24 protein-coding genes are annotated in these 25,928 nt (G+C 59.4%); 9 read left to right on the forward strand and 15 right to left on the reverse strand.

The window, feature by feature from the left end; genetic code table 11:
* Positions 1 to 57: 57 nt before the first annotated feature.
* From ACQZ63_RS26485 to ACQZ63_RS26495, 3 genes are all read right to left on the reverse strand, one after another.
* A complete protein-coding gene (locus ACQZ63_RS26485) occupies positions 58 to 231 on the reverse strand; it encodes a hypothetical protein (protein WP_448799502.1) in 174 nt (57 codons plus the stop codon).
* Positions 232 to 495: 264 nt separating this feature from the next.
* Positions 496 to 666 (reverse strand): hypothetical protein, encoded by a 171-nt coding sequence (locus ACQZ63_RS26490; RefSeq protein WP_448799503.1) that lies wholly within the window; start codon positions 664 to 666, stop codon positions 496 to 498.
* A 319-nt stretch (positions 667 to 985) separates the two neighbouring features.
* Entirely contained in the window at positions 986 to 1,294 is a 309-nt protein-coding gene (locus ACQZ63_RS26495) for a DUF736 domain-containing protein (RefSeq protein WP_448799504.1), read from the reverse strand.
* A 497-nt stretch (positions 1,295 to 1,791) separates the two neighbouring features.
* Between ACQZ63_RS26495 and ACQZ63_RS26500 the strand changes: the two genes are divergently transcribed.
* Complete coding sequence (locus ACQZ63_RS26500; RefSeq protein WP_448799505.1) at positions 1,792 to 1,980, forward strand: hypothetical protein; 189 nt, start codon at positions 1,792 to 1,794, stop codon at positions 1,978 to 1,980.
* 3 nt (positions 1,981 to 1,983) lie between these two features.
* Here ACQZ63_RS26500 and ACQZ63_RS26505 read toward each other — a convergent pair whose 3' ends face one another.
* The 5 genes from ACQZ63_RS26505 to ACQZ63_RS26525 all read right to left on the reverse strand — a co-directional run bounded on the left by ACQZ63_RS26505 (position 1,984) and on the right by ACQZ63_RS26525 (position 7,111).
* Complete coding sequence (locus ACQZ63_RS26505) at positions 1,984 to 2,907, reverse strand: ArdC family protein (RefSeq protein ID WP_448799506.1); 924 nt, start codon at positions 2,905 to 2,907, stop codon at positions 1,984 to 1,986.
* A gap of 274 nt (positions 2,908 to 3,181) precedes the next feature.
* Positions 3,182 to 3,769: a hypothetical protein gene (locus ACQZ63_RS26510; protein WP_448799507.1), complete on the reverse strand. Its 588-nt coding sequence runs from the start codon at positions 3,767 to 3,769 to the stop codon at positions 3,182 to 3,184.
* 386 nt (positions 3,770 to 4,155) lie between these two features.
* The gene (locus ACQZ63_RS26515; RefSeq protein ID WP_448799508.1) at positions 4,156 to 4,467 is read right to left on the reverse strand and encodes a hypothetical protein; all 312 of its coding nucleotides are present in this window, start codon (positions 4,465 to 4,467) and stop codon (positions 4,156 to 4,158) included.
* Positions 4,464 to 5,357, reverse strand: a complete 894-nt coding sequence (locus ACQZ63_RS26520) for a DUF7007 domain-containing protein (RefSeq protein ID WP_448799509.1) — start codon at positions 5,355 to 5,357, stop codon at positions 4,464 to 4,466. Before ACQZ63_RS26520 ends, ACQZ63_RS26515 begins: the two co-directional genes overlap by 4 nt.
* The gene (locus tag ACQZ63_RS26525) at positions 5,354 to 7,111 is read right to left on the reverse strand and encodes a ParB/RepB/Spo0J family partition protein (RefSeq protein WP_448799510.1); all 1,758 of its coding nucleotides are present in this window, start codon (positions 7,109 to 7,111) and stop codon (positions 5,354 to 5,356) included. The genes ACQZ63_RS26520 and ACQZ63_RS26525 overlap by 4 nt, the downstream gene beginning before the upstream one ends.
* Positions 7,112 to 7,456: 345 nt before the next feature.
* Here ACQZ63_RS26525 and ACQZ63_RS26530 point away from each other — a divergent pair, with 345 nt between their 5' ends.
* The 4 genes from ACQZ63_RS26530 to ACQZ63_RS26545 are packed head-to-tail and all read left to right on the forward strand — an operon-like array spanning position 7,457 to position 10,088.
* Positions 7,457 to 7,741 carry a hypothetical protein gene (locus tag ACQZ63_RS26530; protein WP_448799511.1) on the forward strand — a complete coding sequence of 95 codons (285 nt, stop codon included), beginning with the start codon at positions 7,457 to 7,459 and terminating at the stop codon, positions 7,739 to 7,741.
* 33 nt (positions 7,742 to 7,774) lie between these two features.
* The gene (locus ACQZ63_RS26535) at positions 7,775 to 8,581 is read left to right on the forward strand and encodes a hypothetical protein (RefSeq protein ID WP_448799513.1); all 807 of its coding nucleotides are present in this window, start codon (positions 7,775 to 7,777) and stop codon (positions 8,579 to 8,581) included.
* The gene (locus ACQZ63_RS26540; RefSeq protein ID WP_448799514.1) at positions 8,578 to 9,456 is read left to right on the forward strand and encodes a helix-turn-helix domain-containing protein; all 879 of its coding nucleotides are present in this window, start codon (positions 8,578 to 8,580) and stop codon (positions 9,454 to 9,456) included. Before ACQZ63_RS26535 ends, ACQZ63_RS26540 begins: the two co-directional genes overlap by 4 nt.
* A 41-nt stretch (positions 9,457 to 9,497) precedes the next feature.
* On the forward strand, positions 9,498 to 10,088 hold the full coding sequence (locus tag ACQZ63_RS26545; RefSeq protein ID WP_448799515.1) for a hypothetical protein: 591 nt from the start codon (positions 9,498 to 9,500) through the stop codon (positions 10,086 to 10,088).
* Between the two features lie 185 nt (positions 10,089 to 10,273).
* Here ACQZ63_RS26545 and ACQZ63_RS26550 read toward each other — a convergent pair whose 3' ends face one another.
* From ACQZ63_RS26550 to ACQZ63_RS26565, 4 genes are all read right to left on the reverse strand, one after another.
* The gene (locus tag ACQZ63_RS26550) at positions 10,274 to 15,376 is read right to left on the reverse strand and encodes a DEAD/DEAH box helicase family protein (RefSeq protein WP_448799516.1); all 5,103 of its coding nucleotides are present in this window, start codon (positions 15,374 to 15,376) and stop codon (positions 10,274 to 10,276) included.
* An 87-nt stretch (positions 15,377 to 15,463) separates the two neighbouring features.
* Positions 15,464 to 16,069: a DUF1419 domain-containing protein gene (locus tag ACQZ63_RS26555; protein ID WP_448799517.1), complete on the reverse strand. Its 606-nt coding sequence runs from the start codon at positions 16,067 to 16,069 to the stop codon at positions 15,464 to 15,466.
* 65 nt (positions 16,070 to 16,134) lie between these two features.
* Positions 16,135 to 17,172: a DUF3991 and toprim domain-containing protein gene (locus ACQZ63_RS26560; RefSeq protein ID WP_448799518.1), complete on the reverse strand. Its 1,038-nt coding sequence runs from the start codon at positions 17,170 to 17,172 to the stop codon at positions 16,135 to 16,137.
* A gap of 187 nt (positions 17,173 to 17,359) precedes the next feature.
* Positions 17,360 to 17,536, reverse strand: a complete 177-nt coding sequence (locus ACQZ63_RS26565; RefSeq protein WP_011654724.1) for a hypothetical protein — start codon at positions 17,534 to 17,536, stop codon at positions 17,360 to 17,362.
* Positions 17,537 to 17,905: 369 nt separating this feature from the next.
* Here ACQZ63_RS26565 and ACQZ63_RS26570 point away from each other — a divergent pair, with 369 nt between their 5' ends.
* Both ACQZ63_RS26570 and ACQZ63_RS26575 read left to right on the forward strand, forming a co-directional pair.
* Complete coding sequence (locus ACQZ63_RS26570; RefSeq protein WP_448799519.1) at positions 17,906 to 18,628, forward strand: DUF6088 family protein; 723 nt, start codon at positions 17,906 to 17,908, stop codon at positions 18,626 to 18,628.
* Complete coding sequence (locus ACQZ63_RS26575; RefSeq protein ID WP_448799520.1) at positions 18,609 to 19,703, forward strand: nucleotidyl transferase AbiEii/AbiGii toxin family protein; 1,095 nt, start codon at positions 18,609 to 18,611, stop codon at positions 19,701 to 19,703. Before ACQZ63_RS26570 ends, ACQZ63_RS26575 begins: the two co-directional genes overlap by 20 nt.
* 65 nt (positions 19,704 to 19,768) lie before the next feature.
* On the opposite strand, the gene ACQZ63_RS26580 is transcribed toward ACQZ63_RS26575, so the two are convergent.
* From ACQZ63_RS26580 to ACQZ63_RS26590, 3 genes are all read right to left on the reverse strand, one after another.
* Entirely contained in the window at positions 19,769 to 20,032 is a 264-nt protein-coding gene (locus ACQZ63_RS26580; protein ID WP_448799521.1) for a hypothetical protein, read from the reverse strand.
* Between the two features lie 20 nt (positions 20,033 to 20,052).
* Complete coding sequence (locus ACQZ63_RS26585; RefSeq protein ID WP_448799523.1) at positions 20,053 to 20,763, reverse strand: toll/interleukin-1 receptor domain-containing protein; 711 nt, start codon at positions 20,761 to 20,763, stop codon at positions 20,053 to 20,055.
* 362 nt (positions 20,764 to 21,125) lie between these two features.
* Complete coding sequence (locus ACQZ63_RS26590; protein WP_448799524.1) at positions 21,126 to 22,109, reverse strand: helix-turn-helix transcriptional regulator; 984 nt, start codon at positions 22,107 to 22,109, stop codon at positions 21,126 to 21,128.
* Positions 22,110 to 22,405: 296 nt separating this feature from the next.
* Here ACQZ63_RS26590 and ACQZ63_RS26595 point away from each other — a divergent pair, with 296 nt between their 5' ends.
* Complete coding sequence (locus ACQZ63_RS26595) at positions 22,406 to 22,999, forward strand: DUF6088 family protein (RefSeq protein WP_448799525.1); 594 nt, start codon at positions 22,406 to 22,408, stop codon at positions 22,997 to 22,999.
* A 159-nt stretch (positions 23,000 to 23,158) separates the two neighbouring features.
* Positions 23,159 to 25,903, forward strand: a complete 2,745-nt coding sequence (locus ACQZ63_RS26600) for a UvrD-helicase domain-containing protein (RefSeq protein WP_448799526.1) — start codon at positions 23,159 to 23,161, stop codon at positions 25,901 to 25,903.
* The last annotated feature ends 25 nt before the right edge of the window (positions 25,904 to 25,928 follow it).

The raw sequence follows: 25,928 nt of genomic DNA on the forward strand, positions 1-25,928 counted from the left end.
GATATTTGCCCGTGGACGGTAGAGATTATGGGCGGCCGAAGCGGCCCTGACGGCGCCTTACTCGGGTCGCTTGCCGTCGACTTCGTAGCTGATCTCGATCTCGACTATGAACGGGATCTTGATCGCGACCTTCAGAGCGAGCTTGCCCTTGCGAAACAGGTGACCGATGACCTTTGCGAGGGTGCCAAGCCGACGACCGGTTGCTGTTAAGAATTTAGCGAGCTGTTGCATATGATTTCTGCTGTCGATTGCGTTTCGTCGCGGGGATGAAATGCGGATCGGGAAGGAGTGCTGCATCGGTAACGGCCGGAGCGCAGCGGAGGACCTGGGGACGGCTGAATTTTGGGCCGCGAGGAGCCGAAGGTGGGGAAAATTCTGCCGGCATCAGGTTGCGGCAGGACGCACGATCCGCATCATTCCCAATGTCGATGCAATGGGATCGACAGGAGAATTGCGGCAGCTCGACTTCGAAGACCACGGACGATGGAAACCGCCTCAGAAAGGCGGTTCGACTTCTGCAAGGCCGTCCAGCTCGGCGTCCGCGACAATCAGCTCCGCCTGGGCGATTTCAAGCTCGGCCTGGATCTGGCGACGCTCGGCGCCATCGACAGCGTTGCGCAGCTCGACCCGCAGTTCTTCGATCTGGATTTCGAGTTCGTAGATCATCTTCGTCTCCTTGACGTTTGTGAAAGATGACCGCCGGGTTCGAGCGGGGATGGCGGGGTCAAGGATCGCGGATGCGACCGGCAGAGCCGGGGAGTGGGGGAGCCGATTTGCGGAAGCCGCCTTTCAGGCGGGTGGAGCAGATTGGGGGAACCGCTCATCCTTGAGGCCGGCATTGCCGCTTGGCACCATCGTTAATTCTGAGCAGCTTCCCACCTCTCCGTATGGCACCAAAAAAGCCGGCCCCGGCTCGATGCCGGTCCGGCTTTGGCTCTCATTCAGGAGAGAAGGCTCCGCCAGTGGCGGAGCCTCGTGATGTCGATCAGTCCCGGTTCGGGCGGGACCAGATGAGCGACAGTTCCTTCTCGCCTTCGACCTCGGCGAGCGTTGCATAGATCGGAGCCGGGAAGCTCGGATCGTCGAGCTTGACCGAGAGGTAGTCGCGGCCCTGCTCGGAGGTTTTCTGCCAGGCGGCGCCGAGTTCAACGCTGCCGGCGTAGACGCGGAACTGCGGGCCCTTGTCGGAGGGGTTTTCGACCCGGGCGATGCGTGCCTTGACGTTGAGGGCGAGAGTGCGAATGGAGCCGGTGAAGCCGTTTTCAGTGGAGGTGAAGGTGCCGATGGTAGCCATTGTCGTGTTCCTTTTCTGTGTATCGGGCCGCGCCCATCGCGGCCTCGATGGCAGTCGCAAAGACCGGGGACGATCGGACCGCACCCAGCCGGGGTCCCCATCGCGCTTGAGCGTGGGGGTGGCGATTGGGCCGCAATGAAATGGAGGGCGACAAGTCGCAGATTTGTTAGCGGGAGAGGAGGAAGGTGCAGCCTTCCGGGGTAAGAAATCAGCGACATGTCGTTGCGGTAGGACGATCGAGGCGAAGCCGGTCTTCGGTCAGACATGCCTCATCGAGCCCGCAGATGGGCTGCCGGAAACTCTGGCGTGAAGGGATATGGCGATGGCGTCGCCCGGCATTTGCCCTGGGCAAGAATGGCATCCGTTCCATCGCCTCGCTCGCACCGCCGTCACCGCTTGCTTCAGTTGGGGAAACGAGGCCGCCGCAAACGTTGGACGGCTTGCCCGCTATGCCTCCTGCGATATCGTGCATCCGCGAATCGCAGCCTGGAGGAACAATGCGTCAGCAGACCAAGCCGTTCATCGTCGAACGAAAACCATCCCGCAAACGGAAACCCGACGCTGCAAAACCGTCGATCTGGGGAAGGCTTGATGCTGACATTGCACAAGGCCTCCAGGATCAGCGGAACGGCGATCAGCATGATGCCGATCACGCGGCCGCCACCGGTGGTGCCGACCACGTTTGACCGTCAAGCCGCAGCCTTCACCTCCGTTTCCGGCTGCAAGGAATGAAGAAAGCTCACGGCCCTCTGTGCGTGAGCCGCCGCCTGGAAGATCGCCCGCTTGTCATTGGCAAGCACCGAAAGCCACGACTGCAGGTAGGACGCATGATCCGGCCTCGGCTCAAGCTCCGGAGCGATCCCGAGATCGGCGCACAAAAAGCAACTGCCCAGCTCGGCAATCAGTTCCTCACGTGCGCGCTCCGTCCGGTCTTTCGCATAGCGCGACAGATCACGCCCGACGCGGTGTTTCGCCGCCGTCCAATGGGTTGCCTCATGGCTGAGGACGGCCGCGTAGCCGGCAGCATCGCGAAAAGCCTCGAAGGGTGGCATCTGGATAGAGTCCAGGCCCGGTGAATAATAGGCCTGGCTACCGCCATGGCGGATGACGGCGCCTGTGTTACGAAAGAAGTGGTCGGCGCTCTCGATCCGCTCAATCGGATCCAGCACCTTTGCCGGCGGGGCATAATAGCTATCTGGCAAGCCCTCGATTTGCTCGATATTGAAGACTGAGTATGCCTTCAGAAAGGGGATTTCCCGATCGACGTCATTGCCGTTTCCGTCGGCCACCGACTTGGTGAACCGGCTGGCGAAGACGACCGTCGAACCCGTCTCGCCTTTCCGCACGGCGCCGCCCACTTCCAGCGCCTGTTTGAAGGTCATCCACATCGGGGAGGCGAAGCCGCGCGACATCTGCTCCGACCACAGGAGAAGCACGTTCATGCCTGAATAGGGCAGACCGTTATGGCGTATCGGCCGTGTGATGCGGCCATTCGTATAGGCGGCGCTCCAAGGTTTCATCCAGGGGCGAACGCCAGATTCCAGATCCTCGACGATCCGTTCGGTGATCCGAGTGTAGATGTCGGCACGATCAGTACCCGCTTTCTTGGCCATCTCTTCCTTCTCCTTTTCAGGAACCGCGCCTATCCCGGTCCGTCACGGAGGTCCGAGGTCAGGGGCCGATGGTGTGCCATGCACCGGAACGGCCGCAACAGCGTGGAGGACGGCAAAGCCGTTGCAGGGGCGCCCGGCTCCTGCAGGACCGCCGACCGGGACGGGCCGCGACAGGCGCATCTCCAGGCCTGCTCTCCGACATGAAAAAAGGCCGGCGCGGGCAAGCGGCGGCCAGTCAGGGAAGGAAAAGGCGGGGTCACCTCCGCCGATCGTGTCAGCCGAAAACGGCCATCTGAGCCTCGGCCGCCTTGCGGTCGAGCGATGCGCCCGGGTTCTCGACCGGTCGGTCGAAGGGCTTCCAGGTCTCGCCAACCACCTGTTCGTAGGCGGCCACCGCGCCCTCGGCTGCCATGCGCAGCGCGTGGGACTGGACGCCCATGTCGGCCGCGAATTCCCGTTTGCGCTGGGCGCCGCTGTCATAGCCGACGGGACCGTCGAGATCCTCGTCGCGGGCATCGTTCGATGCCTTGGCGGTTGCGTCACGCGCCTCGGTGACAGCCCGGGAGTAGAACTGTCCGGCGCCATGCGCCGATCCGACAAAGGCCCCGACGATCCTTTGCAGATGGATCTGCATGGCCTTTTCGCCCAGGCCTTCGGAGAGGCTGTCGGCGGTCTCGACGATCAGCCGCTCATGCAGGCTGCGGATGCCATCGCTGTCGACGACCGTGGTGCCGAAGCTTTCGGCGATCTTGAGTGCCTGGGTGGCGTCGGGGCAGGAGAGGCGGACCATTTCGAGTGTGGTGCCGCGGCGCGATTGCTGAGACCTAGCGTTGGAGCGATTGGGTGTAGCGGGCTTGGCCATGTCTGTTCCTTCCGTGGCTGCCGAAGCGGTTCCGGCCCGTGCCGGTCTGCCCTTCGATGCGGACGACCAGAACCGGCAAAGGACGGGCGGCTTCACAGGTCCGATCCGACTGAGCCAGCAGGGTAGGTTTGCGGGCCAGCAGGTTTCGACCTGCTTGGGACCGAGAGCCCGCCCTCGCGCAGTGAGGTCGGGTCGGCCGCCCCGCGGCGCGACAGCGGCCTTGAAACGACCGGCCGCTGGTTCAGACCGCAACGAAAAGAAGGGCAGTCCGGCACGGGCCCGATATCAAATACCAGCTGCAGGGAGGCGAGATGGCCAAGCCCGCCAACCTGGTGGCCGCATGGTGGTGACAAAGCACCCCGCCGCTCACTCGGTTTCAGGGCTGCCTATCCCGCGCGAGGCAAAACAGGCACATCATCGCAATCCGCGAGCTCATCGATGATCTGCTCCTGCACGACCAGCCTGCATGTGAGCGTGTCGAGTTCGCCCCAGCGTTCAAAGGCCAGACGGTCGGCAAGCTCCTGATGATTGAGACGAGAGCCGGATCGGCGACGCGCCCTGCTCCGAACCTTCACAGTGATAGCCTGCCGCCCGGCGCGCGCCGCAATCTGCCGGGTCAGACAATCCAGATGCCGCTGGGTTTCGCGTTGGGCGCCGATTGCCTTCGCCAGCGATCTGGAAGCAAGGACGGCGGTCATGATCCATTCTCCCGGCCTCGCCAGCCGATGAAGGAAGATGCCCCGTGATATTCGGCATGACGGGCGGGATCGATAACGAAGCCAAACCGGCCGCGCCTGGCATACTCATCGCTTGGCACCAGGAAGCGACGCTCATCGTCGCCGGATCTCCGGTTACCGCCGACGGCCGCCACGACCTCGGTCATTCCGGGGTTCTGGTCGGAAAAGATCGCCGACATGACAATATAGTCCGCCGCATGACGTTGATCGAACGCTTGTCGGTCCTTGGCCCCGCTTTCACCCTCAGTCAGCGCGCAGCCGTGGATCGCCTCCCAGACATCCGGCCAGGTATTGCGGATGGTCTTTTCGGCCATCGACCGCTCATATCCGGTAAACAGCTCCGGAAACCTGAGCGCCACGATCGCCCATTCGCAATCTTCCTCGTACCATGGGGTGTCCTTCCGCAGCAGCGGATGGATTTTAGCATTGCGAGCGGGAGAAAGATGGAAGCCGCCGTGGCCGGCTGTACTGTGGGCAACGACACCGTCGGCATAGATAACAGCCATCTGCGATCCGCCCCAGGGCGTGCTTGCCGACATACGGATCTGGACGCGGTTCAACTTCGCCAGATCGCGTTTATGACCTGCGGTCTCGGCGACGCGAGCTCGGAACTCGACCTCGCCTGCCACCCGGCCATCATGCCCGATGAAGTCGGCCCGCGTCAGCTCGGAGAGCGGCCTGCGGACAAAGACCGCGCTCGCGAGATAGGCAAAGCTGCTCGGTGCTGTGACCATCGCGATGACCAGGTCATCTATGCGGGCCACGGGCAAGCCGTCGGCGCTGGTGCCAAACTCCACCCCCGAAAGATCGGGGGTGGGTGCTGCCATGTTCGACAGGGCGGCGGCGGTCATGCTGCCGCCCTCTGATCGAAATCCTGACCGTGCTCGTCCTCGGAGCCGACATCGGTGCCCTCCGGACCGTCATGCTCCTCTTCTTCGCCGGCGTGGTCGTCCTGCTCCTCACCGAGGTCCTCACCATGACCGTCGTCATCCTCGTGCCCGCCCGAGCCGATTACGTCAGTGGCCGCACCTGCGCGGATCCAGTCGAGCAGCTCGTCAGTCGGCGGGGCGAAGCGGCCGGACGGATGAACGAAGTGCTGAGTTGCGAAGTGCTCGACCAGTGCTGCGCGGGTTTCGCGCACCTTCTGCCGCGGCAGTACCGATGCCTCGGCGCAGGACGCCTCCAGCGCCTGGCGCGACAGGCACAAAAGAAAATCTTCCGAACCCATGTTCGGGAGGAATTCGTCGGCGCCGATCGCATCGCCGGCGATACGCGCGATCATGCCGCTGTTCGACATGCCGCGACGGCACGAGAGAACGTCGATCAGCACGGAGCGCGCGGCGACCCGAAGCCGGTCCTGATCGAAGGCGAGCTTGCCATGCTCGTCAAACAGGCCGACCGCGTGGCGCGAGAAACGCTTGCCGCCATAGAAGGTCCCATCAGCGCCGGAGTCGACGCGGACGTTCTGGCCGGCGAAGGCCAGCACCATCAGCGCCATAAGCATGTCGTCCCCGATCGGCGCGCGGCCGAGCGCATCGTGGAGTGCGTCCGTGCGGAAATCACCGATCATGTCATGGCCTTTCTGGGTAACATCAGGCCGGACCTTCGGCGCCGCGATTGCATCGGCCTCATCGCCGCCAGTAACCTGTCCGTCGCCAGCAATCCCCTTCGGCTTCGCCGCCTCAGGCATGCGGTAATGCACCGTCTGCACCTTACCGTCGCGATCGAGATAGATCGCCGTGTGGTCGGACTTCGACGGTTTGCCGTAGACTTGGCTTGCCTTCTTCGGCAGTTCGGGCTGGCCCCAGCTGTTGACCTCGACGATCCCGCCGCGCTTCGGCAGATTGCTGGTCATCCATTCATGCTGGGCGCCGAGGAAGCCCTCAACATTCGTGGTGTAGCGGCCATCCTGGTCGGCCGGTGCGAAGAGGTCCTCGACCCATTCGATCCCGTAGGCCTGGGCAAGATCGTCGCCAAAGCTTGCGTCCCTGGCGTACATCCGTTTCTTGGTCAGCGCATTGGCGATCGACCACCACGCTGCCGTGTCGCCCTTCTTCGGCCTATCCGCCTTCCAGACCTCCTTCTGGTCCACCTGGCCGGCAGCCGCGATGATGCGCAACTGTTGCTCCGAAGGCATGTCGCCCAGCGCCATCTGTTCAAGCATGGCCGGCAGGACATTGGCGAGGAGACGCAGCTTGCGGATCTGGCGGACGGGAAGGGCGAGAGCGACCGCGATCGCTTCCTCCGTCCAGCCGAGAGCGACCAGCCGTTCGATACCGCGCCACTGGTCGACGGGGTTAAGCGGTTCGCGAACCGAGTTTTCGACCATGGAGCGCATCGCGCCATTGTCGTTGGCAGCGTCTGCCACCAGAATTTCGATTTCTTCGAGGCCGGCGGCGATCGCGAGCCGCACGCGGCGGTGGCCGGCGTCGATGATGTAGCCGTTCCCCCCATCGGTTTCCGGTGCGACGACAGGCGGTTGGACGATGCCAACGGCCTTGATCGTCGCCAGCATCAACGCGTCGGCCTGCGGCGACGACTTCGACTGGCGCATCCGGTCGGGATTTTCCTTCAGGGCGCGTGGGTCAACCTTCATGATCTGCATGGGTTCTATCCTTTCGGGGTTCAGACCGGCGCCTTGCCAGCCCTTTCTGTCTTCATTTTTCTCGAAGACACCCCCCGGACCGCCGAGCTGCCGGACTGCCGCAACTGCGACCGAGCATCCCTGCTGCGCCGGACAAGCGGGGCATATGCCCTGCGAAGGACAAGCGGCCGGGATCGCGCAGGCGGCGGTTGAGCGATAGAGGCGGCAGGAGGACTGATCGGCGACCGGTTTTTCCTCATTTCCTCTCCATCTCAGATTAAATTATATCGATGATACACTTTTATCATTTTGCGTATTGTACGGAAATGATATCGGTGTATAACGCATCTCATCACGGAGATGCAGATGACCCAGGTCGAACTCACCCACCATGCACGCACAAGAGCGCAGCAGCGCGGCATCCCATCCGAGATCGTCGGCCAACTCTACTTCTTTGGAGAGTCCAGAAATTCCAAAGGCGCCCAGACGATGTTTCTGACGCGCCAATCCCTTGCCGATGCTGCGGCAGTCCTGAGCAAACAGGAAGTCCAACGTCTGCAGCGGTTTCAAAATGCCTATCTCATCGTCGGCGACGAGCAACGCATCGTCACGGCGGCCCGTGCAAACCGCAAGCAGCACTTTTCCGCCTGAAGCACACGAAGAATCCAACAGGAGCCAAACCCCTTGGTCGAACAGAATTCAACCCGCCAGCGCTTCCTACCGATCATTGCCACGGCAAAGGGGGCTGACCCCTATTCCGATTTGAATACGAGGGATGGCCTCGTGTACAAAAAGGATGGCGCAGTCGAAGTATACTACTCTCCATTTGATCACATCGCGCACCGCGCGAAACTGGTCGTTGTCGGGATCACGCCTGGCCGCGCCCAGGCGATCAACGCAGCTGTCGCAGCACGAGCCCAGATTCAGAGCGGTCGATCAACCGAAGATGCCCTGCGCGCAGCAAAGCTGACCGCCAGCTTTAGCGGAGGCGGAACACGCAACAATCTCGTGCGCATGATGGATAGCGTCGGATTGAATGCCCTGTTCAATATCGTCTCAACGGCGTCGCTGTTCACGGAAGCCGGCGAACAGGTGCATTTCACCTCGGCCCTGCGGTATCCTGTTTTTGTGAATGGAGAAAATTACAACGGTAATCCGCATATGCTGAAGACCCCGGTTCTTCGGGACATGATCGAGACCTATCTGGCGGAAGAGGCAAGGGCGCTTCAAGGGGCTGTCTGGCTTCCGCTTGGTCCCAAGCCTGCAATCGCCCTTCAGCATCTTGCGGGCCTTGGCCTCTTGCGGCCTGAGCAAATTCTCGATGGAATGCCGCATCCGAGTGGCGCAAACGCGGAGCGAGTAGCAGCCTTTCTCGGCACCAAACCTGTAGATCAACTCTCAGCCAAGACGAACGCAACCCAAATCATGGCAGCAAAGAAGAACCTCATCGAAAAGATTGGCCTCCTGAAGTCGCAGGGAGGCGTGGCATGAGTGCGATCCAGACCTCGAACCTCCCGTTCCAAAAGGACGAGGCGATGAATGAATTACGGGAGATTTTGTTCGTCCAGGCCTCCCAAATTTCGCTGACCCTCAATCCAGAAGTCGCCAACCAGTTTCTTGGCGTCGAAATCGACTCCTGGGATAGCGGGCTCCATGATGACGATCGGGAGAAGATCGATCTCAAACGGTTCAACATTTCCCGGCTCATCGACCGTGCCTACGATTTTGCTTTCCAAACGGGAGCCTACTGGCAGTTCGACGGCGATGATTGGTACGAGATCTGTGGCTTCAGCGTTGGAGTGACACCGCATTCATTCGAGGGATCACAGTCACCCTGGCTTTGGGACGACGGCAAGGTTCGCCATGTCGTCGACATGGCGATCGCGCGTTACCATCTGCAGGAAAACCATACAATCAGCATCCGAGGGCTCAGTCTTCTTGCGGGAATGACGGAAGCTGCAGTGCGGAACAGCCTTAGCAAGGAAGGCATTCAGACAACGGGCAAGCCAGCGAGCGTTGAACGCGACACCGCGCTTACGTGGCTATCGGAGCGCAGGGGTTTCATTCCGACACGCACGAATGAGACGCAGGAAAAAAACTGGGAACAGCACATTGCATTCCAGCTGGACTACCATCCGTTCCCAGAGGCGCTGTCACGAATAGTGAGAGACTTTGCTGGTGGCAACCTTGAACCCGTCGCCACAGCTGCGGGAATATCGGCCGACCAGCTGCAGGCGATGATCGCTGGCGAGGAGAAGGTCATCGATATTGAGAGACTTTCAGCGCTTTCACGCGCACTCAATATCGCGGATCTGCCAAAGTTCGTTGCCAAAGGCGTGGAATTTGCCTTGCGAACGTCCCCCTGAAATCGGAATGCTTGCACCGAGGTATCGCTAAGAGGGGATTTATGGCGCGGAAGAAAGATGAGATTGAATGGTCGCAGGACGCGGTAATGCACTTCTTCGGAAAAAGCGAATGGCTTGACCGTGCCGTCCTCCGCCCGCTCTCCCATATCGCACCGTGTTGGGATCTCCGCCGGACAGACACTGTCGGGGTGTTCATGGAAGAAGAATACAGTCTCGCCGTTCTGATGAACCAGCTGATACTGGACGTAGCCAGATCGATACCTCCAACAGACTACCACGCTCGCGAAGATGCGGTAATCCGCCTCCGAGAGGTCGACAATGCCGCTGTTTATCAGGAAGAAAAGCGGTGGAGGGATCGCAGGACCGGTAAACCGCTCTCGAAGTCCTCTATTGGTGGCCTCATGGAACAGGCGGCCATCGGTTACGAGGACGTCCCCGATCTCGTTCTTGCAGCCGCAGGCAGAGTCAGCGCCGCCATGAAGCATGGTGATGCGACGTTCGACGATCTTGATGACGGTCATGCTGACATGCTCGCGGAGGTTTTGACCGTCATCCTGTTTATCAGGGCCAACACCACATGGCTGCCAGAACAATCCGAACGCGAGGCCATTGAAGCTGCCAACGCCAGCTGAAGACCACCAAACCTGAAGAAAAAAGGGCCGTCGGTGAAAACCGCGGCCCGTAAAGCGTGGAGATTTTGAACCTCCAGAGGGGAACAGCTGCTGCGACGGAACTGGGAGGTGACCGTCATGTGCATCAGCTGGGTGCGTTATGATCCTTTTTTGATCATGCCGCATCCATTTATTGTGCAGTGTAGCTATGCAGCTGGCGCGGCTCTCGCTTCGTCGGTCTCGGCGACCACCTCGGCGGCCAGATCATCCTCGACCTCACGCAGCTGCTTTCGCTTGGCATCCAGCTCTGTGGCGAACTGGAACAGGCCACCGGTGCGCGTTTGATACGACACCAGCCGGCGCTCGGCCTCCTCAAGCCGCCGGCGATACTGGCGCTGCTCGTCGTCGAAGCCGTCGAGTGCATGCTCCAGTCGTGAGATGGCGCCGAGTGGCGTGACCGTGATCGCTAGATCTACCTCGTATTCCGCCCCGGTGCGCTGGAGCAGGGTCTCGTAGCGATAGCTATCGCCCTTGCCGAAGCGCTCACCCTCATAAACGAGATCGAAACCGCCGATTGTCGCCAGATGCACCTCGCCCTCCTGCTGCAGCTGAAGCAGTGTCAGGATCTCCTTCATCAATGCGCGACCGGCTTCCTTGCGCTCAGCATGGTTCTGGCCGAGCACCGTCATGGTGAACGCATCGCCAGTGGTCGGCCGGAGGCGCTCGATGTCCTGGCCGATCTCGTCGATACGCCGCGTCGAGACCTCGATCTCGCGTTCGGCGTCGCGCATCTGCCGACGGACAGCATACTGATCGTCTTCATGAGCGGCACGCAGACGCTCCAGTCGCGCGATGTCGGCCTCGAGGCCAGCCTTCTGCATCAGCCGCTCATCGCCGGATGCGATCGCCTTGGCCATGGCGAACTGGTTGGCGGCACCTTCACCAACATCTTCGAGCCGCCGGATCGACGTGTCGCCGGACAAGGCGGCCGCGATGAACCGGGCCTTACGCTCATTGTTTTGCCACATGGAGGCATCGAGCGAGCCTTCTGTGGCATAGGCGAAGATATCGACCTCGTCGTGCTGGTTGCCCTGGCGCACGATCCGGCCTTCGCGTTGCTCGATCTGCGATGGCAGCCATGGCACATCGAGATGATGGAGGGCTTTGAGCCTCAGCTGGGCGTTGACGCCCGTACCCATAGTTTCCGACGAGCCAATCAGGAAGCGAACTTTGCCGGCACGGACATCGCCAAAGAGCCGCTGCTTGGCCTCGGTCTTCTTGAAGTCCTGCATGAAGGCAATCTGTGATGCCGGCACACCGAGCCGGATCAGTTCGTCGCGGATGAAGCGATAGGCCGAAAAGCCGCGGGTCTTTTCGACATTGATCGTGCCGAGGTCGGAAAAGATCATCTGGGCGGCACCCGGCAGATCGAAGTCTTTCCCGTCCGGGCGGCGGTAGATCGCCTCACCGGTTTCCTTCCAGATCCGGTGGGCGTTGCGCACGAGAAGATTGAGCTTGTTGTCCGCCTCGTTCTCGGCCGCCGGCATGACGAAGCGAAGGTCGATCGCCGCATGGCGCCCATCGGTGATGACCGACAGCAGAATGTCGTCGCCGGGTTTGGCTGGCCCCTCGCGCTTCTCGATCGCCTTGATCCGGCCATCGAGCATCTGCTGATAGGTCTTGAAGAGCACAGTCGGCTTGGCCGTCAGGATCTGCCGGCGCCCGGTCGATAGGTTCGGGACCTTCACGAACCGCCTGAGATCGTCCGGCATGACCACGTCTGCGAAGGACCGGAACATGGCGATCAGCTCCGGCACGTTGACGAAGCTCGCAAAGCGGCTGACCGGCTTGTATTTGCCCGATGGCTGGATTTCGAGCTCGGTCGTCGTATCGCCAAAGCAAGAGGCCCAGGCGTCGAACTCGTGCAGCCCGCGATCAGTAAGTGCCTCATGGCCAAGCAAGCGCTGAATGGAGAACATTTCGCCGAGCGTGTTGGTGATCGGCGTGCCGGAGGCGAGAACGAGTGCGCGGCCGGGGTTCTTCGTCTCGATATAGCGCGACTTCACATAGAGGTCCCAGGCGCGTTGCGAGCCATTGGGATCGATCCCCTTCAGCGTCGACATATTGGTGGCGAAGGACAGTTTGCGGAATTCCTGCGCCTCGTCGACGACGATCTGGTCGACACCGATCTCGGAGATGGTCAGAAGATCGTCCTTGCGGGTAGCGAGCCCCTCCAGGCGCTCCTGCAAACCTTCCTTCAGCCGCTCGAGGCGCTTGCGCGAGACACGGTCCTCGCTGTCGACCTTGGTCAGCAGATCCTCGTAGAGCTGCAGCTCGTCCTGGATCATCGCCTGTTCGAATGCCGAGGGGACAGCGATGAAGCGAAAGGCCGAATGCGTGATGATGATCGCATCCCAGGTGGCTGTCGCCGCGCGTGACAGGAACCGTGCGCGCTTATCCTTGGTGAAATTGGTCTCGTCGGCGACGAGAATACGGGCATTGGGATAGAGCGCGAGGAATTCGCGGGCGGCCTGCGCCAGGCAATGGCCGGGCACGACCAGCATCGCCTTGGCGATCAGACCGAGCCGGCGCTGTTCCATGATGGCGGCGGCCATGGTCATTGTCTTGCCGGCGCCGACGGCATGGGCGAGATAGGTCGAACCATCGGCGATGATCCGCCAGATGCCCCGTTTCTGGTGGCCATAGAGAACGAAGGCGCCAGAGGCGCCGGGAAGTTTGAGATGGGAGCCGTCGAATTTGCGCGGCGCGATATTGTTGAAACGATCGTTATAATCGCGGGCCAGCCGGTCGGTGCGATCTGAATCTGTCCAGACCCAGTCCTGGAAGGACTGCTTGATCCTCTGCAGCTTGTCGCGCGCCGCTTCGGTGTCCACGACATTGAGGACACGACGCTCGCCATCGACGTCCCTGAACACGTCGAAGATCTGCGGCACCCGACTGTTGAGCGCATCTGCGAGCAGATCGCCAGCATGGCGGCGGCTCGTTCCCCACTCTGATGTCCCGGCGGCGCTGTAGCCCAGCTGACGCGCCTCGACCGTCCATGACCCCAGTTCGGGCATATGGTGGATGCGAATGTCCGCCTCCATCTTCTCCTTAACGAAGGCGACTACATCGGAAGCCGGAATCCATGGCGCGCCAAGACGCGCGGTGATGTCGGAGGGGCGAAGATCGGCCGGCTGAACATCGGTCAGAGCGCGGACATTGCGCTCATAGGCCGGATCGAGTTCGGCTGCTGCCTGCGCCACTGCGAGCTTGGTGCGGACAGCGCCGGAGAGGTATCCATCGGCTGTCTTCCAGGATCCGTCGGCGGGATCGCGAAACACGGCGTCACCAAGCTCGTCGATCACGGCTGCGGGATCGGCGTGCAACAGCTCGGCGACATGGTCGATATCGACTTGGCCGCGTTCATTCAGCACGACTGCGAGTGCATCGGCCGGCGACGTGATGGTCGGCGCCGCGGGCGGCGCAATCACGCGTTCGGAGAAGATCGGACCGGGCTTCGCCGTGTCGGTCTCCAGATCATAATCCTCGATCGACGCCACCAGCCAGCAATCCGGGTCGTCGCGGAAGGGTGCAAGGTTCGGCTGTCGATGTGTCTCCTTGACCTCGCTGGTCTCGACATCCTCTTGGACGGAGACGGTGGTGTGGTTGATCGGCCCGAAATCGCGTACAAAGCTTGACCAGGCGATGCGCAGGCGGACCTGAAGATCGCGCCACGGCCGATCGGTCTCTTGCGCCTTCAGCACCTCGCGCACCGCATCGCGGATCGGGATGAGCTTCGAGATGATCCGGACATGCTTCTCCGAGATCCCGTCGCCGGTACGGCCTTTGCGGACGGTAGTCGGAACGGCCGAGCCGTCGAGCATCTGCATCAGCCCCTTGGAGCGGTCGAGAAAGAAGCTGCCCTCGCGAACAAGCCCGCCCTTCGGCTGCAGATCGACGATCTCGGCGAGTTCGTCTTCCAGATCGATGTCGATGGGCGGGGGCTCGCCGTCGTAGAGATCGGCCGGCAGAAGCTCGATGGCAGCGGAGAGGGCCGCGTCGAGATCCTTGCCTTCGTGGGGCCGGCATGTGTAGGTCTCGCCGAACTGCCCCGAAGTCAGCGCGTGTATGCCGAGCACGAAGTCGGGATGACGGGCGAACCACCTGTTCACGCGGATGGCTCCCTCATCATCAATGGCCGGCCTGACCTCATCGACATCAAGCCACAGCTGGTCGCCCTCCGGCTCACCGAGCTTTCGCTTGCGGAAGAAGAGGATGTCAACGACGACATCGGTCCCGGCATCCCGACGGAAGCTACCCTCGGGGAGCCGGATCGCCGCGATCAGATCGGCGGATTTGGCGATATGTTCGCGCGCTGCCGTATCGGCCTTGTCCATCGTGCCATGTGAGGTCACGAAGGCGGCGAGCGCGCCAGGCTTCAGCAGGTCGATCGATCGGGCGATGAAGTAGTCGTGCAGGCGCAGGGCGAGCGATCGGTAGGCGCGGTCCGAGCGGACGATGCGATCGGAGAAGGGCGGGTTGCCGATGGTAAGATCGTAGATCGGCGCCAGATCGGTGCGGGCGAAGTCGCCATTGATGATCCGGGCCTTCGGCTGCAGCAGGCCGACGATGCGGGCCGTGACCGGATCGAGTTCGATTCCGGTGACATAGGCGGCATCGCGGAAGGCCTCCGGCATCAGGGCCGGGAACAGGCCCGTGCCGATGCCTGGCTCCAGTACGCGGCCGCCGCGCCAGCCGAGTTTTGCGATCCCGGACCAGATCGCACGGATGATGAATTCCGGCGTGAAATGCGCATATTGGGTGCAGCGGGCCAGCGATGCATAATCTGCGTCGGAGACCGCGCTCTCAAGCGAGGAGCCGAGACCGTCCCAGCCCTGCCGGAAATCGACCTCACCGGGCCGGCGGAACATGCCGTTCGACAGCTCACCGGCACCAAAACCGGTGAAGCGGATCAGTTGGGCTTGCTCCTTGGGTGTTGCCGGCCGGTCCTGCTTGGCAATGTCATCGGCGACAAGGATCGCCGCGATGTTGGCACGAGCGCGGTCCTTCCAGGAAGCGCCGAGGCCGCGATCGCCGTCGAGGTAGAAGTTCTGGCGCCGGCCAATTCGGCCTGCAGGGGTAATCGCGACCGGCAAGGCCGGAGCGACGGGCGGCGGCGTGGGGTCGGGCTCATCATCATTGGCCGCCATGGGTTCGAAGTCGCCAAATGCGGTGACGCCAAGCCCGAGGCCGGACGACAGCGCGGAGCTGCCGAACATGTCGAAGGTAAATGGGTCATTGCTCATGGGGGGCTCCTTTGAAATGAAGGCGTGCGTAATCGTCCGGTCGACGTTTCGACCGGCGGCAGCACCGATTTGCGAGGATGGCCTGGCTCAGGCGGCCAGGGTGGAGGGGAGGTGGCGCAGATGCACCGGCAGCTTGGCGGCAATCTCGTCGTCGGTCAGGGTGTCGAGCAGTTTGAGGAAGCTTCCCTCCTTGCCGCCATAGAGCATCACCGTTCGATTTCCCTGCATCGGTCTCGGCCAGCGGTCGCCGGCATAGCCGCGATACTCGACGGCTGTGGTGCTCCAGATATGTTCGAGCCGTTCTTCGCGGCTCATGGCCCGGACAGGGCGACTCTCGCGCGCGACAATCGCCGAGCGCATTCCTTCCACGGAATTCTGATCGGAGAGGTCGCAATAGGCGTGGAAGTGGCGGACCGCACCGTCGATCCGGATGGCGTAGAAGACCGAGGTCACGGAGCCCGTCATGAACTCGCGCATGGCAAAGATCGGACCGCGCATCCACAGCGGCGGCAGGATATCGAGCATGTAGGTGTAGGAGGTCTCGTCGATTTCCAACCACTCGCCAGCATAGATGCCCGATTGGTCACCATCGAGACGATTGGGGCGATCACGATGCCGATCGAACAGCCGGAACATGTCGGAGCGTTTGGCGACGCCCTGGAATATCTTGCGGGGGAGGTATGTCGGGGTCATAAGCCTTTACCTTTCGGGGTTTGGGGACCGAAGGCAGCACTGTCGTTTCGACCTCACTATCCTCTTCAGTCCTTGATCACCCCTCCCGAGCGGCCGGCCTCGTGTCCGGGCGGGTCAAGGGCCGGCTCTTGCCGGGCGAAGCTTCCCTTGATGCGGCCGGCACGCATGCGGCAGGCCTCATTCCTCTTTCCCTCCCTCCTTTCTCGTTTTTCTCTTTCTCGATTTTGGAGAACCGCGTTCCAATCGTCGGCCGGCGGACGGAGGCGCTGCCAGTCGCAGCCGGATGCCACCGCGATCGCTCGCAACCGCTCCGCATAAGCATCGCCCTGGGAATTTGCGTCGGTGGCAGCGACGAGATTGGTACCCGGGCGAGCGGCCAGCACAGCGAGGGCGGCATCTGTCGCCGGAGACCATCCGCCACCGGTGCTGAGATAGAGAGTTTCGTCGCGCGAACCTTCGAGTGCTGCGAGGCTCATCGCATCGATCGCGGCCTCGGTGACGCATAGGCGGGTGGCCGCGATCGATCCAAGCCGGAACAGGATCTTCGAACCACCGGTCGCGAAGCCGCGCCACTCGGGACCACGCTCTTCCCAGCCGACAACAGCGCCGTCACCGTCCACATGCGCAGCCCACATGCTGCCAAAAGCTCCCTCTCGCAGAACATCTTCCCGGATTGCCTGCCGGATGATCGCAACCGGAATCCAACGCCCCCAGCACAGATAGCGCCACGCCCCAGAACTGGGTGAGGGCGCCCGGCGACTTCTCCAACGGTCACCGATGTCCTCGACCTGCGCCGAAGACCGCGGAGACCGCCATTCCGGGCGGGAGAGCTGAAAACCGACAAGAGATGCTATATTCTTCGCTGCGATCGGAAACGAGACGGCGGCGAGGAACATGGCAAGACCGAAGACGTCACCTTTCTCATCGCTGAGCGGATCGAACCAGCCGCGTCCGTCGTGCGTCACGATGATGATGTTGCCGCCATGCCGGTATTTGACGGCGCGGCGGGTGCTTTCCTTCAGATCGATTTCGTATCCGGCATGCTCCAGCAGGGCTTCACAACTGACGCTGGCGCGCAGCGCCTCTAACTCTTCTCGTTTCATAGGTTCATCGGCCGCGTAGCGGCCCTCCCTTCCTTATTCCCGCAATCCTGCAGGCCATCTTCATCCCGCCGCGAAGAGCGGAGGGGGCAAGGGCGCGGCAATCAAGGTGCAAATTTGCACCGGCCGCGGCGGAGCTTCCCTTGCGGCCGACAGGGCGCCAGCGGCAACAAAGAGAGAAACGGCCGGCTCAATGGGCCGGCCACGGATGAAATTCATGAATGACCGAGAGGTCATCATCAGCGTCGATCTCGTCAGAGGGTAGGACGCCATATTCACCGTCGACTTCGAAGACGGTGACCGGGACCATCAGGTCGCGAGAAAGCTGGAAGGCATGAGACTGTGCGAGAGAAAGATCGTGCGACATTGAAGTGGCTCCATTTGGGGAGCGGGCCAATTCCCGCTCGATGGCTCCAAAAAGGCACGGGGGCGGGGGCGATCACCGCGGCGGCGCAGCCAAGCGGCCGCAGCTTGCTAGCGGACCCCTTGCGGGTTGATCGTGGAAGATCCGGCCCCGGGCCAGGACGCCATCGCATGAGAGCGGGATTGGGCTGTTTTCCGTCGGTGCGGCGACACCATCGCGTGCTCTTATCGTCTGGCCTCTACCGAAAGTGCTCGTTCGGCATCGATCGATACCGGCATCTCAGATTTACTGACCAGAATTTGTACTCAAACTTTGGACAGCTTGTCACTGACCAGAATTTGAATATAATCTTTGGACACTGGAGAGTCTTTTATGCCTGATCCGACATCAGATACGCTCGAGCGCATCTACGCACGAATCGCCGCTGACGCGCCTTCGGGTGTATGGTCTCGCGGTGACTTCCTGGATTTGGCCAGCCCAAACGCTGTAGAGAAGGCGCTGCAACGCCTGACGAATCGAGGCGATATTCGCCGGCCATATCGCGGCCTTTATGACAAACCCTCCGTCAGCAAGCTCACGGGAAAGCTGGTTTTTCCACCGCGCGCGTCTTTCGTCGATGCGATTGCCCGTCGGGACAAACTTCGAATCCTCGTCGATGGAATGACTGCGGCGAACGACCTCGGTCTCACGACAGCTGCTCCCGCACGATCGACCATCCACGCAGACACTTACCCTCGAACGATTGAGATCGATGCTGCCGCAGGTGATATTCAGGCAAGCACACCGGTTGTCTACAGGCTTGACTTCAAGAGAGCTTCGGCAAAGGCCGCATTCTGGGCCGGACGACCGGCAATGCGCATCGTTCAGGCGTTGGCCTGGTTACGCGATGAACCCAAAAGCCTTGAACCTGCGATAAATGGAATTATCCAGAAACTAAAGAACAGCCCGAGCCGACAAGCGATCTCTGGCGATCTGCGAGCGAACCTCGCAGCTATGCCGGCATGGATGTATCCGGCTGCGCAAGAAATCGCAGACGCTTTGGCGCCGAACCAGAACGAACAAGAGAAGACCCCAGATGCAGACGACGTTCATTGAAGTTCTTCGATCGAGCCCTGACGAACGCCGCGCGCTATATGCGGCAGTAGCGGCCGGGCTCCAGACACGCGCAGAGAATGTCGAAAAGGATCTATATGTCTGCTGGATCCTGGACTTTTTGTTCAATCAGCGAGAAGGCGACCCGGTCAATCTCTATTTCAAGGGTGGCACCAGCCTGAGCAAGGCCTATGACGTCATCAAGCGGTTCTCGGAAGACATCGACATCGGCATCTATAAGGCCGATATCGACGCTCCCCTCGAGAAAGAAATCGCTGAACAGGGCTCTGTGACCAAGCAGCAAAGAATGCTCGCGGACAAGGTTGATGAGGCCGCACGCACTTACATTTCCGGCCCCTTGCGTGACCAGCTTTTGCGAAAGATCGAAGAGATCGAGGTCGCCATCGGCGAGGCAGGACACTTTGCCGTTGAATACGGCTATGATGCCTATCGGAAACGCGATGCCCTGGATATTCTGGTCGTCGCCTATAAGAGCGTGTTTGCAGGCGACATTGATTACGTTCAGCCTGCAGTAAGGATAGAAGGCGGGGCCCGCCCCGATCCGGTCCCTGTCGAAACTCGCACGATCACTCCATACATCGCATCTGAGTTAAGCTTAGCGAACGATCTGGCTGTCCACGGAGTGACAACGGTGAAGCCGGAAAGAACTTTCTGGGAAAAGGTGCTTATCCTCCACGCGATGACCGAAATGACCGAGAAGCGAACCGGCGAGCAAAATCCTGACAAGCCTGTCCCAGATCTCAATCGATATTCGCGTCACTACTATGACGTCCATCAAATCTGGACTAACGGCGCGTATGGCGAGGAAACGGCTTCAATGAACGAACTGGCGGAGGCATGCAGAGCCCATAAGGAACTTATGTTTCGCGCACCCGACCATCGCTACGATCGTGCGGTACCGGGGAGCTATCGGCTCGTTCCCACGCCAGAGATGCGCGACAGACTTTCCCGCGACTATAGTCGCATGTCGGCGATGGTCTTCGGCGAGATCCCAGAATTTGAGCATGTCATGACAAGCATAGCAGAGCTTGAAGCATTTATAAATTCTATGCCCTGAGCGTGAGGCGCCTGATCAACGCAAGAAAACATGCTGTTCCTGTTACTCGGCAAGTACAATCGCTTCTAACAGATTTCACGTGGTCGAATTGGGAACAGGTCTTCACCACGATGGTGAAGCCGAGTGTGATGTAGCCGGCATAGCCAACGTACTTTTAGGGGTTGATCGTATCGGTCGTGATGAGCATCGACCGCCTCAACTCCGCACACCTCGCACGTCTGCTTTTCGAGTTCACCCGCCTTCACCGCGCGTTGAACGGCAAGATGAGCGTAATATTTCGCCGGGTTGGCTCGGCGCCAATTCGCCTGACGTGTATCGGTTTTCAACATGGAAACATTCCTAGCTAAGCCTAAGCCGCAACAAGTTCGGCAAGCTTGTCCGCTACTACCGCCATCGTGTCTTCTCCGGTGCTCAGGCCGCTACGCGATGCCAGAAGTGGGCTCACGTTGCGCAGGGCTTCGTAAGTCGTATTATGGACTATGGGTACGAGCTGTTCGGTAGCCAGCAACGCCGAAAGCTCTTTGTCGGCAACGCCAGCCGCTGGGAGGCGGCGTAGCAATGCCGGCGTTACCAACACGATACCAACCCGCGACTTCACCAACCCTTTATCGATTTCGCGAAGCAACGACGTACCAAGAGCGACGTCCTTTTCGCTGAACCAGACTGATACACCACGTTCTTCGAGAAGATCATGCAACTCCTTGGCATCCCCCTGTCGATCATCCCATGCATGACATAGGAAGACGTCACGGAGGTCAGGTAACTGCGCTCTGCTCTCGGCAGTCTCGCGGATCGGCGTAAGTGCCCGTACCTCTGTGGGAGTGTACAATGTGGAAGAACCGGCTTTGGACCACTTCGCTCGTACCCGGCCTGATCCACCACTGCTGCTTCCCGACGAGGAGCTGACCGAAGGCGAGTACGAGGAATACGATCCGTAACCGCTATTATAAGTGCTATAACTACGGTAACCACCATAACGGCTGCTACCTCGGCATGCTGGGCAGTTCGCAGCTGCGTTCGCTGAACGATGTCCTTCCCTCGGCGCTGTACATTGAGCCATTGAAAAACCTTTCTAAAAGTAAAAATTAGCTGTCTTTGATAGTCGTACGCGGGTGCGACTTGCCGTATTTCGTTGTCACGAATCGCCCGGAAATGGCGCTCCTATAGGTCCCTCCAGTGCTCCCGCCACCTTTCGCTTCCTGCACAGTCGTTTTGGAATTTGCGCGTCCATGCTTGGCAGTGACAAACTTTCCGCTGATCGCGCTTCGGAAAGTGCTTCCTTTTCCCTTGGCCATCCAATTCTCCTTATCGAAACATCCAATGACGGTGTCATTCGATAATAGACAGGCATGGTGTCAAAAACTGTCACCCTTGCAAGTGATGAAGTAACCGACTTCCTATAATCAGCTGTTCAAAAACGGCTTATGGTAATGAGTCGAAGTCAGATCTGCGGTGGTTTTCGATGAAGCTGCGTAATCCATCGGGTGCGATGACCTCTACGGCACTACCCCATGAATAAAGATGCCAAGCCATTTCCAACCAGCCTGCCGCATGGAAGCGCACGATCAGGCTGCCGTCCTCTTGCTGCTCCAATGTCTGTTTTGGGTGAAAGCAAAATTCCTTCGCTCTAGCTGAAGCTTGTGGTGAGAAACGCCAGACCACTTCGTCGTACTGTTTTGGGTTCTGATAGACGCCAAAGGATCGCGCGGCGTAATCTTCTAGTGAAAAGCCAGGCGCAAAACTAAAGCTCTCATCCAGGCTCTGAGCGCTAAATATGCGATCCATCCGAAAATTTCGCATGTCTTCGCCGCACCCTGGCTTACACGCCACAAGATAACTTCTATGCCCAAGTAAAAAACCATGCGGCTCAACAATACGTTCGGGCGAATCCCCTGCTCCATATCGCATTTTTAGTCGGAATGGACCGCGCAGCGCCTCAATAACGGCATCGACCACAGCCGGCACCAAATTGACGCGCGGTCCAGGACGCGTAACCGAACCCATCCCCAATAGGACAGCTTCAACATCTGCCTCAGTGCGAAGAGCTTCTCTTGGCGTGAGGCGTGCAAGCAATCCACTACGAAGGTCTTCCAGCGCACCAGCATGGCGTACACGGCCGTCACTGCGCGCTGCTCTGGTGGCGATCTCCAGCGCCTCCACTGCCGTTTCCTGGCGGATCTGCAGTTTTTCGAGTAAAGGGTCGGCGACGCGCCACCGCCGCTTGCGGTCATCACCGTCAACAGTCTCAACATTTATGAAGGTAGCTTCAAGCGCTTCGGTCATGCGCTGCGCTGTCCTATGCGAGATGCCAAATTCCTCGCGAATTTCGTCGAGACTAATCCCAGTCCGCCGCATCACAGCCATTCGCGCCAGTCGGATGAGATCCTGAGACTTTGAGAACGACATGACAAAAATCCTTCTTTGCCAACCATGACAAATATTGACACCCTACCACACGCTATGGGCGATTTTGTTGGCTGTCGATATTCAATCTCCGCTTTTACGGATCAGCCCCCACATCAACGCATACGCCTACGGGACTACGAGCCTTACAAGCCATTCTGGAGGGGGTGGATTCAGCCGAACTCTCAAGAAGGTTCACAAATAAGAACTGTTTGCCGCGCATATTTAATTCGAATAAGCAAAGGCCACATTGCGAAACTGTCAGAAAATTGCTTAAATTTCTGACAGGAGTTGCTGCCATGCAGAAGCTGACAACGCAGATTATGGCTTATGCCGCAGAATTTTCGGATGGCACCGCGCTATCCGCCAAGGCTTTGCTACACCTGGGAAACCGCGCTGCGATAGACCAGGCATTGTCACGTCTCTGCGAACGTGGCGATCTCGTCCGAGCCGGCCGCGGTATTTATTTAGTTGCCGTGAAAGGTCAATTTGGAAGCCACTCACCAACTGTCGAGCAAGCGATAGAAGCGGTTGCTCAGCAGCGAGGCGAGATCATCGTATCGAATGGGGCCGCTGCTGCAAATTCACTGGGACTGTCCAGCCAGGTCCCGATCCGCTACATTTACTATACATCCGGTCGCAGTCGAACCATGACCATAGGTAGCCAGACGGTCGAGTTACAGCACGTATCCCGCTGGAAACTCGTCTTGGCAAACAAGCCTGCAGGTGTTGCGGTGCGCGCACTCTCCTGGCTTGGTCCAGAAAGAGCTGAAGAAGCTCTTCCGCGCATTAAGCGGAAGCTTTGCACAGAATCTTTCAACGAGCTGGTTGCTGCCTCCCCTCAGTTACCCAGCTGGCTTGCTCGCATTCTGGGAAAGTCCGCTCATTGCTGAACAGATACCGCACCTCCCGCAGGATGGACGATAAAAGGATACTCTCAAGAGGAGAGCAAACCGCCAAGGGCGACTTAACAAATCTGCTATGGATGAAAAATCATCTACGTTTCTGTTTGGTGCGACGACTGAAATGACAATACTTGCGATGGCCATGCCGTGATTTTCAACCGTTACACCACCTATCGACCCGGCCTTTTCGCACGCCTCCTTCCTTCCGGCAGATGGAAGCTCCGGTTACCGACAGCGACCGCAAGCTCGGTCGAGCTGCACACCGGTACGCGGGCCGAGCTACAATGTCTCGACATTACCGACATCCGGATCAAAAAGGCCCTGCTTTGGCATAAGGTCGAACTTCGCACGCGTAGTCATGTCGAAACTCTATCGTGCCTCAACGAGGAGGCGGCGAGCCGGCTCGCCAACGACCTTCACAGGTTCGTCAATCGCTACCTGCTGGAGCTGATCGGGTCGGATCAAGAGGCCTTGAAAGAGGTCGATGCGAAACTTGAGCCTTTGATCGCGGGTAAGCGTCAATATCTGGCACAAGCGGATCTGGCGCGAGCCATCGCAAGTGTTTCTGGTCCGGCCGCGGCAGCACTCTCCCACCCATTGTTTGATGCAGACGGTATAACAGCGGCAATGGAAGCCAACCTTCCACGGTCCCTGTCTTTCCTGACCGACCCTGACCGACGCCATCGGTACAATCATGAATTTCTTGCGACCGAGCTCGCCAGATATGCCGCATTCTTCGATGATCTCGATGGCAGGTCGTTGTCAGACCAACAGAGAGAATCCTGTATCCGATTGGAAGACAGCAATCTCCTGATCGCGTCAGCAGGCTCAGGCAAGTCAGCGACAATGGTCGGCAAGGTCGCCTATGTGCTCGACAAGGGACTATATCAACCAGAGGAAATCCTTGTTCTCGCCTACAATAGAACCGCGGCTGAAGAGCTGAAGGAACGAATAGCGCATCAGCTTGGTGTCCAGCCACCGGATCTCCAGTGCAAGGTCACGACTTTTCACGCTCTCGGTCGGGATATCATCAAACTGGTAGAGGGCAAGCCACCGCAATTGGCGAACTGGGTGGAACATCCTGCTGGCGAGGCACAGGTTATCGCCAAGATTATCGAAGACTTGATGCAATCGGACGCGAGCTTTGCCAAGGTCTGGATTGAGCTTCTGGTACTCTATCCGAAAGCCGATATTCCTGCCTCCGTGTTTGACAGCGATGCGGACTATGACCGCTACATCTCGGCGCGTCGGCGTGGTAGCGAAGCGTCTATCGGCGCATTCGGTGGGGTCTACGTCAGGTCTTTGCAAGAGCAGACGATTGCGAACTGGCTGTGGCTCAACACAGTCGAGTTTCAATACGAGCGCCAAGTTGCCACGGAGGACGAAGACGGCACGATCAGACATGTGCATCCCGACTTTTATTACCCGGCAAGCAACACCATCCATGAGCATCTTGCCATCGACAGCGATGGATCCTCGCCATTTGCCGACTATGTGGAACATGCCGATAGCAAGCTGGCGGCCTACAACCGAGCAGAACTCGATGTGTTCACCACGAAATCGGCCCAGGCAAACGACGGAACGCTACTCCTTCAACTTGAGGCCGAGCTCTCAAAACGAGAGATACAGTTCCAACAGCGCAGTCTTGAGGAAATCCTGAAGGCGGTTGAGCCAGTTGTTATCAAACACTATGAGAAGCTAATTGCCGTCTGCATCAAGCATATTCGTGTTGGCGAGCTGACATTGGAAATGCTGCTGGAGCGCGCAAATTCCCTTCACGACAAGAAGCGTGCCAGGGTGTTCGCGCAGGCGATCTGGAAGATAACCGAGGCCTACACGCAAAAGCTCAAAGACGACAAACGCATCGATTTTGATGCCATGATCGCCAACGCGACCAGCTTGGTGGAGGAGGCACGGTATAAGAGCCCCTATTCCCTCATCCTCGTCGATGAGTTTCAGGATATCTCGGATTCTCGCGCCAATCTGATAAAGGCGCTGAAGAACCAGAAGCCATTCTCAAAAATCTTCGCTGTGGGCGACGACTGGCAATCGATTTACCGCTTTGCTGGCTCCGACATCAGCATCTTCACGCAATTTGAAGCAAATTTCGGCGCTAGCTGGCAAGGTCGGCTCGAGACGACATACCGATGCAATCAGGTGATTGCCGATGCTGCCGCTGACTTCATTCAGCGGAACCCCGCTCAGCTGCGGAAGGCCGTGCGCTCGGTCAGACCGGCGATAGCCCGATCCATCAGGGCAATTCCGATAACGGGCGAGCGGGGTAAACCCGACTTCAGTCATGCTTGCATGCGCCTGCTAGAGCGGCTCGACCGCTTTCTCGGCGGGATCGCGAGCCAATGGCGCACGAACAGCGGTGCCAAGCTGAAGGTCATGGTGCTCTGGCGGTATAACCTGCTTGACCCATTCGCCGGTGATCTTCCCCGGTTTGAAAACATCGAGGTCTCGGGTTTGTCATTCCATCGGGCAAAAGGTCTGGAGGCGGACTACACAATTCTGCTCGATGTCAGCGAGGGCGAATATGGTGTTCCCAGCCGAATTGAGGATGACGAGCTTCTGAACCTCGTCATGCCGCAGCCAGAAACTTTTGAGTATGCTGAGGAGCGCCGTCTATTCTACGTCGCCCTTACGCGAGCAAGCCGCGGTGTATTCCTGCTGATGAATGGGCGGCAACCTTCGCGATATGTTCGAGAATTGGGGGGTCTCGCAGGGACTAACTTCCGATTGGAAACAATCGATGGCGAGGCTTTGCCTCAATGTCCGACATGCCTTGTTGGACACCTGATTGAAAGAAAAAGCAGAAGCGGTGATCACTTTATGGGATGTAATCAATACCCCGAGTGCCGTCACACGGTGCAATTGCCTGAACGATGAGGAGATGTCCCGCGAACTCGCTAAA

Source organism: Agrobacterium sp. CG160-95 (assembly GCF_053521725.1).

Bases quoted from the DNA above. Each gene is read 5' to 3' on its own strand.
- ACQZ63_RS26485 (WP_448799502.1), bottom strand. From the start codon at position 231: ATGCAACAGCTCGCTAAATTCTTAACAGCAACCGGTCGTCGGCTTGGC.
- ACQZ63_RS26490 (WP_448799503.1), bottom strand. From the start codon at position 666: ATGATCTACGAACTCGAAATCCAGATCGAAGAACTGCGGGTCGAGCTG.
- ACQZ63_RS26495 (WP_448799504.1), bottom strand. From the start codon at position 1,294: ATGGCTACCATCGGCACCTTCACCTCCACTGAAAACGGCTTCACCGGC.
- ACQZ63_RS26500 (WP_448799505.1), top strand. From the start codon at position 1,792: ATGCGTCAGCAGACCAAGCCGTTCATCGTCGAACGAAAACCATCCCGC.
- ACQZ63_RS26505 (WP_448799506.1), bottom strand. From the start codon at position 2,907: ATGGCCAAGAAAGCGGGTACTGATCGTGCCGACATCTACACTCGGATC.
- ACQZ63_RS26510 (WP_448799507.1), bottom strand. From the start codon at position 3,769: ATGGCCAAGCCCGCTACACCCAATCGCTCCAACGCTAGGTCTCAGCAA.
- ACQZ63_RS26515 (WP_448799508.1), bottom strand. From the start codon at position 4,467: ATGACCGCCGTCCTTGCTTCCAGATCGCTGGCGAAGGCAATCGGCGCC.
- ACQZ63_RS26520 (WP_448799509.1), bottom strand. From the start codon at position 5,357: ATGACCGCCGCCGCCCTGTCGAACATGGCAGCACCCACCCCCGATCTT.
- ACQZ63_RS26525 (WP_448799510.1), bottom strand. From the start codon at position 7,111: ATGCAGATCATGAAGGTTGACCCACGCGCCCTGAAGGAAAATCCCGAC.
- ACQZ63_RS26530 (WP_448799511.1), top strand. From the start codon at position 7,457: ATGACCCAGGTCGAACTCACCCACCATGCACGCACAAGAGCGCAGCAG.
- ACQZ63_RS26540 (WP_448799514.1), top strand. From the start codon at position 8,578: ATGAGTGCGATCCAGACCTCGAACCTCCCGTTCCAAAAGGACGAGGCG.
- ACQZ63_RS26545 (WP_448799515.1), top strand. From the start codon at position 9,498: ATGGCGCGGAAGAAAGATGAGATTGAATGGTCGCAGGACGCGGTAATG.
- ACQZ63_RS26550 (WP_448799516.1), bottom strand. From the start codon at position 15,376: ATGAGCAATGACCCATTTACCTTCGACATGTTCGGCAGCTCCGCGCTG.
- ACQZ63_RS26555 (WP_448799517.1), bottom strand. From the start codon at position 16,069: ATGACCCCGACATACCTCCCCCGCAAGATATTCCAGGGCGTCGCCAAA.
- ACQZ63_RS26560 (WP_448799518.1), bottom strand. From the start codon at position 17,172: ATGAAACGAGAAGAGTTAGAGGCGCTGCGCGCCAGCGTCAGTTGTGAA.
- ACQZ63_RS26565 (WP_011654724.1), bottom strand. From the start codon at position 17,536: ATGTCGCACGATCTTTCTCTCGCACAGTCTCATGCCTTCCAGCTTTCT.
- ACQZ63_RS26570 (WP_448799519.1), top strand. From the start codon at position 17,906: ATGCCTGATCCGACATCAGATACGCTCGAGCGCATCTACGCACGAATC.
- ACQZ63_RS26575 (WP_448799520.1), top strand. From the start codon at position 18,609: ATGCAGACGACGTTCATTGAAGTTCTTCGATCGAGCCCTGACGAACGC.
- ACQZ63_RS26580 (WP_448799521.1), bottom strand. From the start codon at position 20,032: ATGTTGAAAACCGATACACGTCAGGCGAATTGGCGCCGAGCCAACCCG.
- ACQZ63_RS26585 (WP_448799523.1), bottom strand. From the start codon at position 20,763: ATGGCTCAATGTACAGCGCCGAGGGAAGGACATCGTTCAGCGAACGCA.
- ACQZ63_RS26590 (WP_448799524.1), bottom strand. From the start codon at position 22,109: ATGTCGTTCTCAAAGTCTCAGGATCTCATCCGACTGGCGCGAATGGCT.
- ACQZ63_RS26595 (WP_448799525.1), top strand. From the start codon at position 22,406: ATGCAGAAGCTGACAACGCAGATTATGGCTTATGCCGCAGAATTTTCG.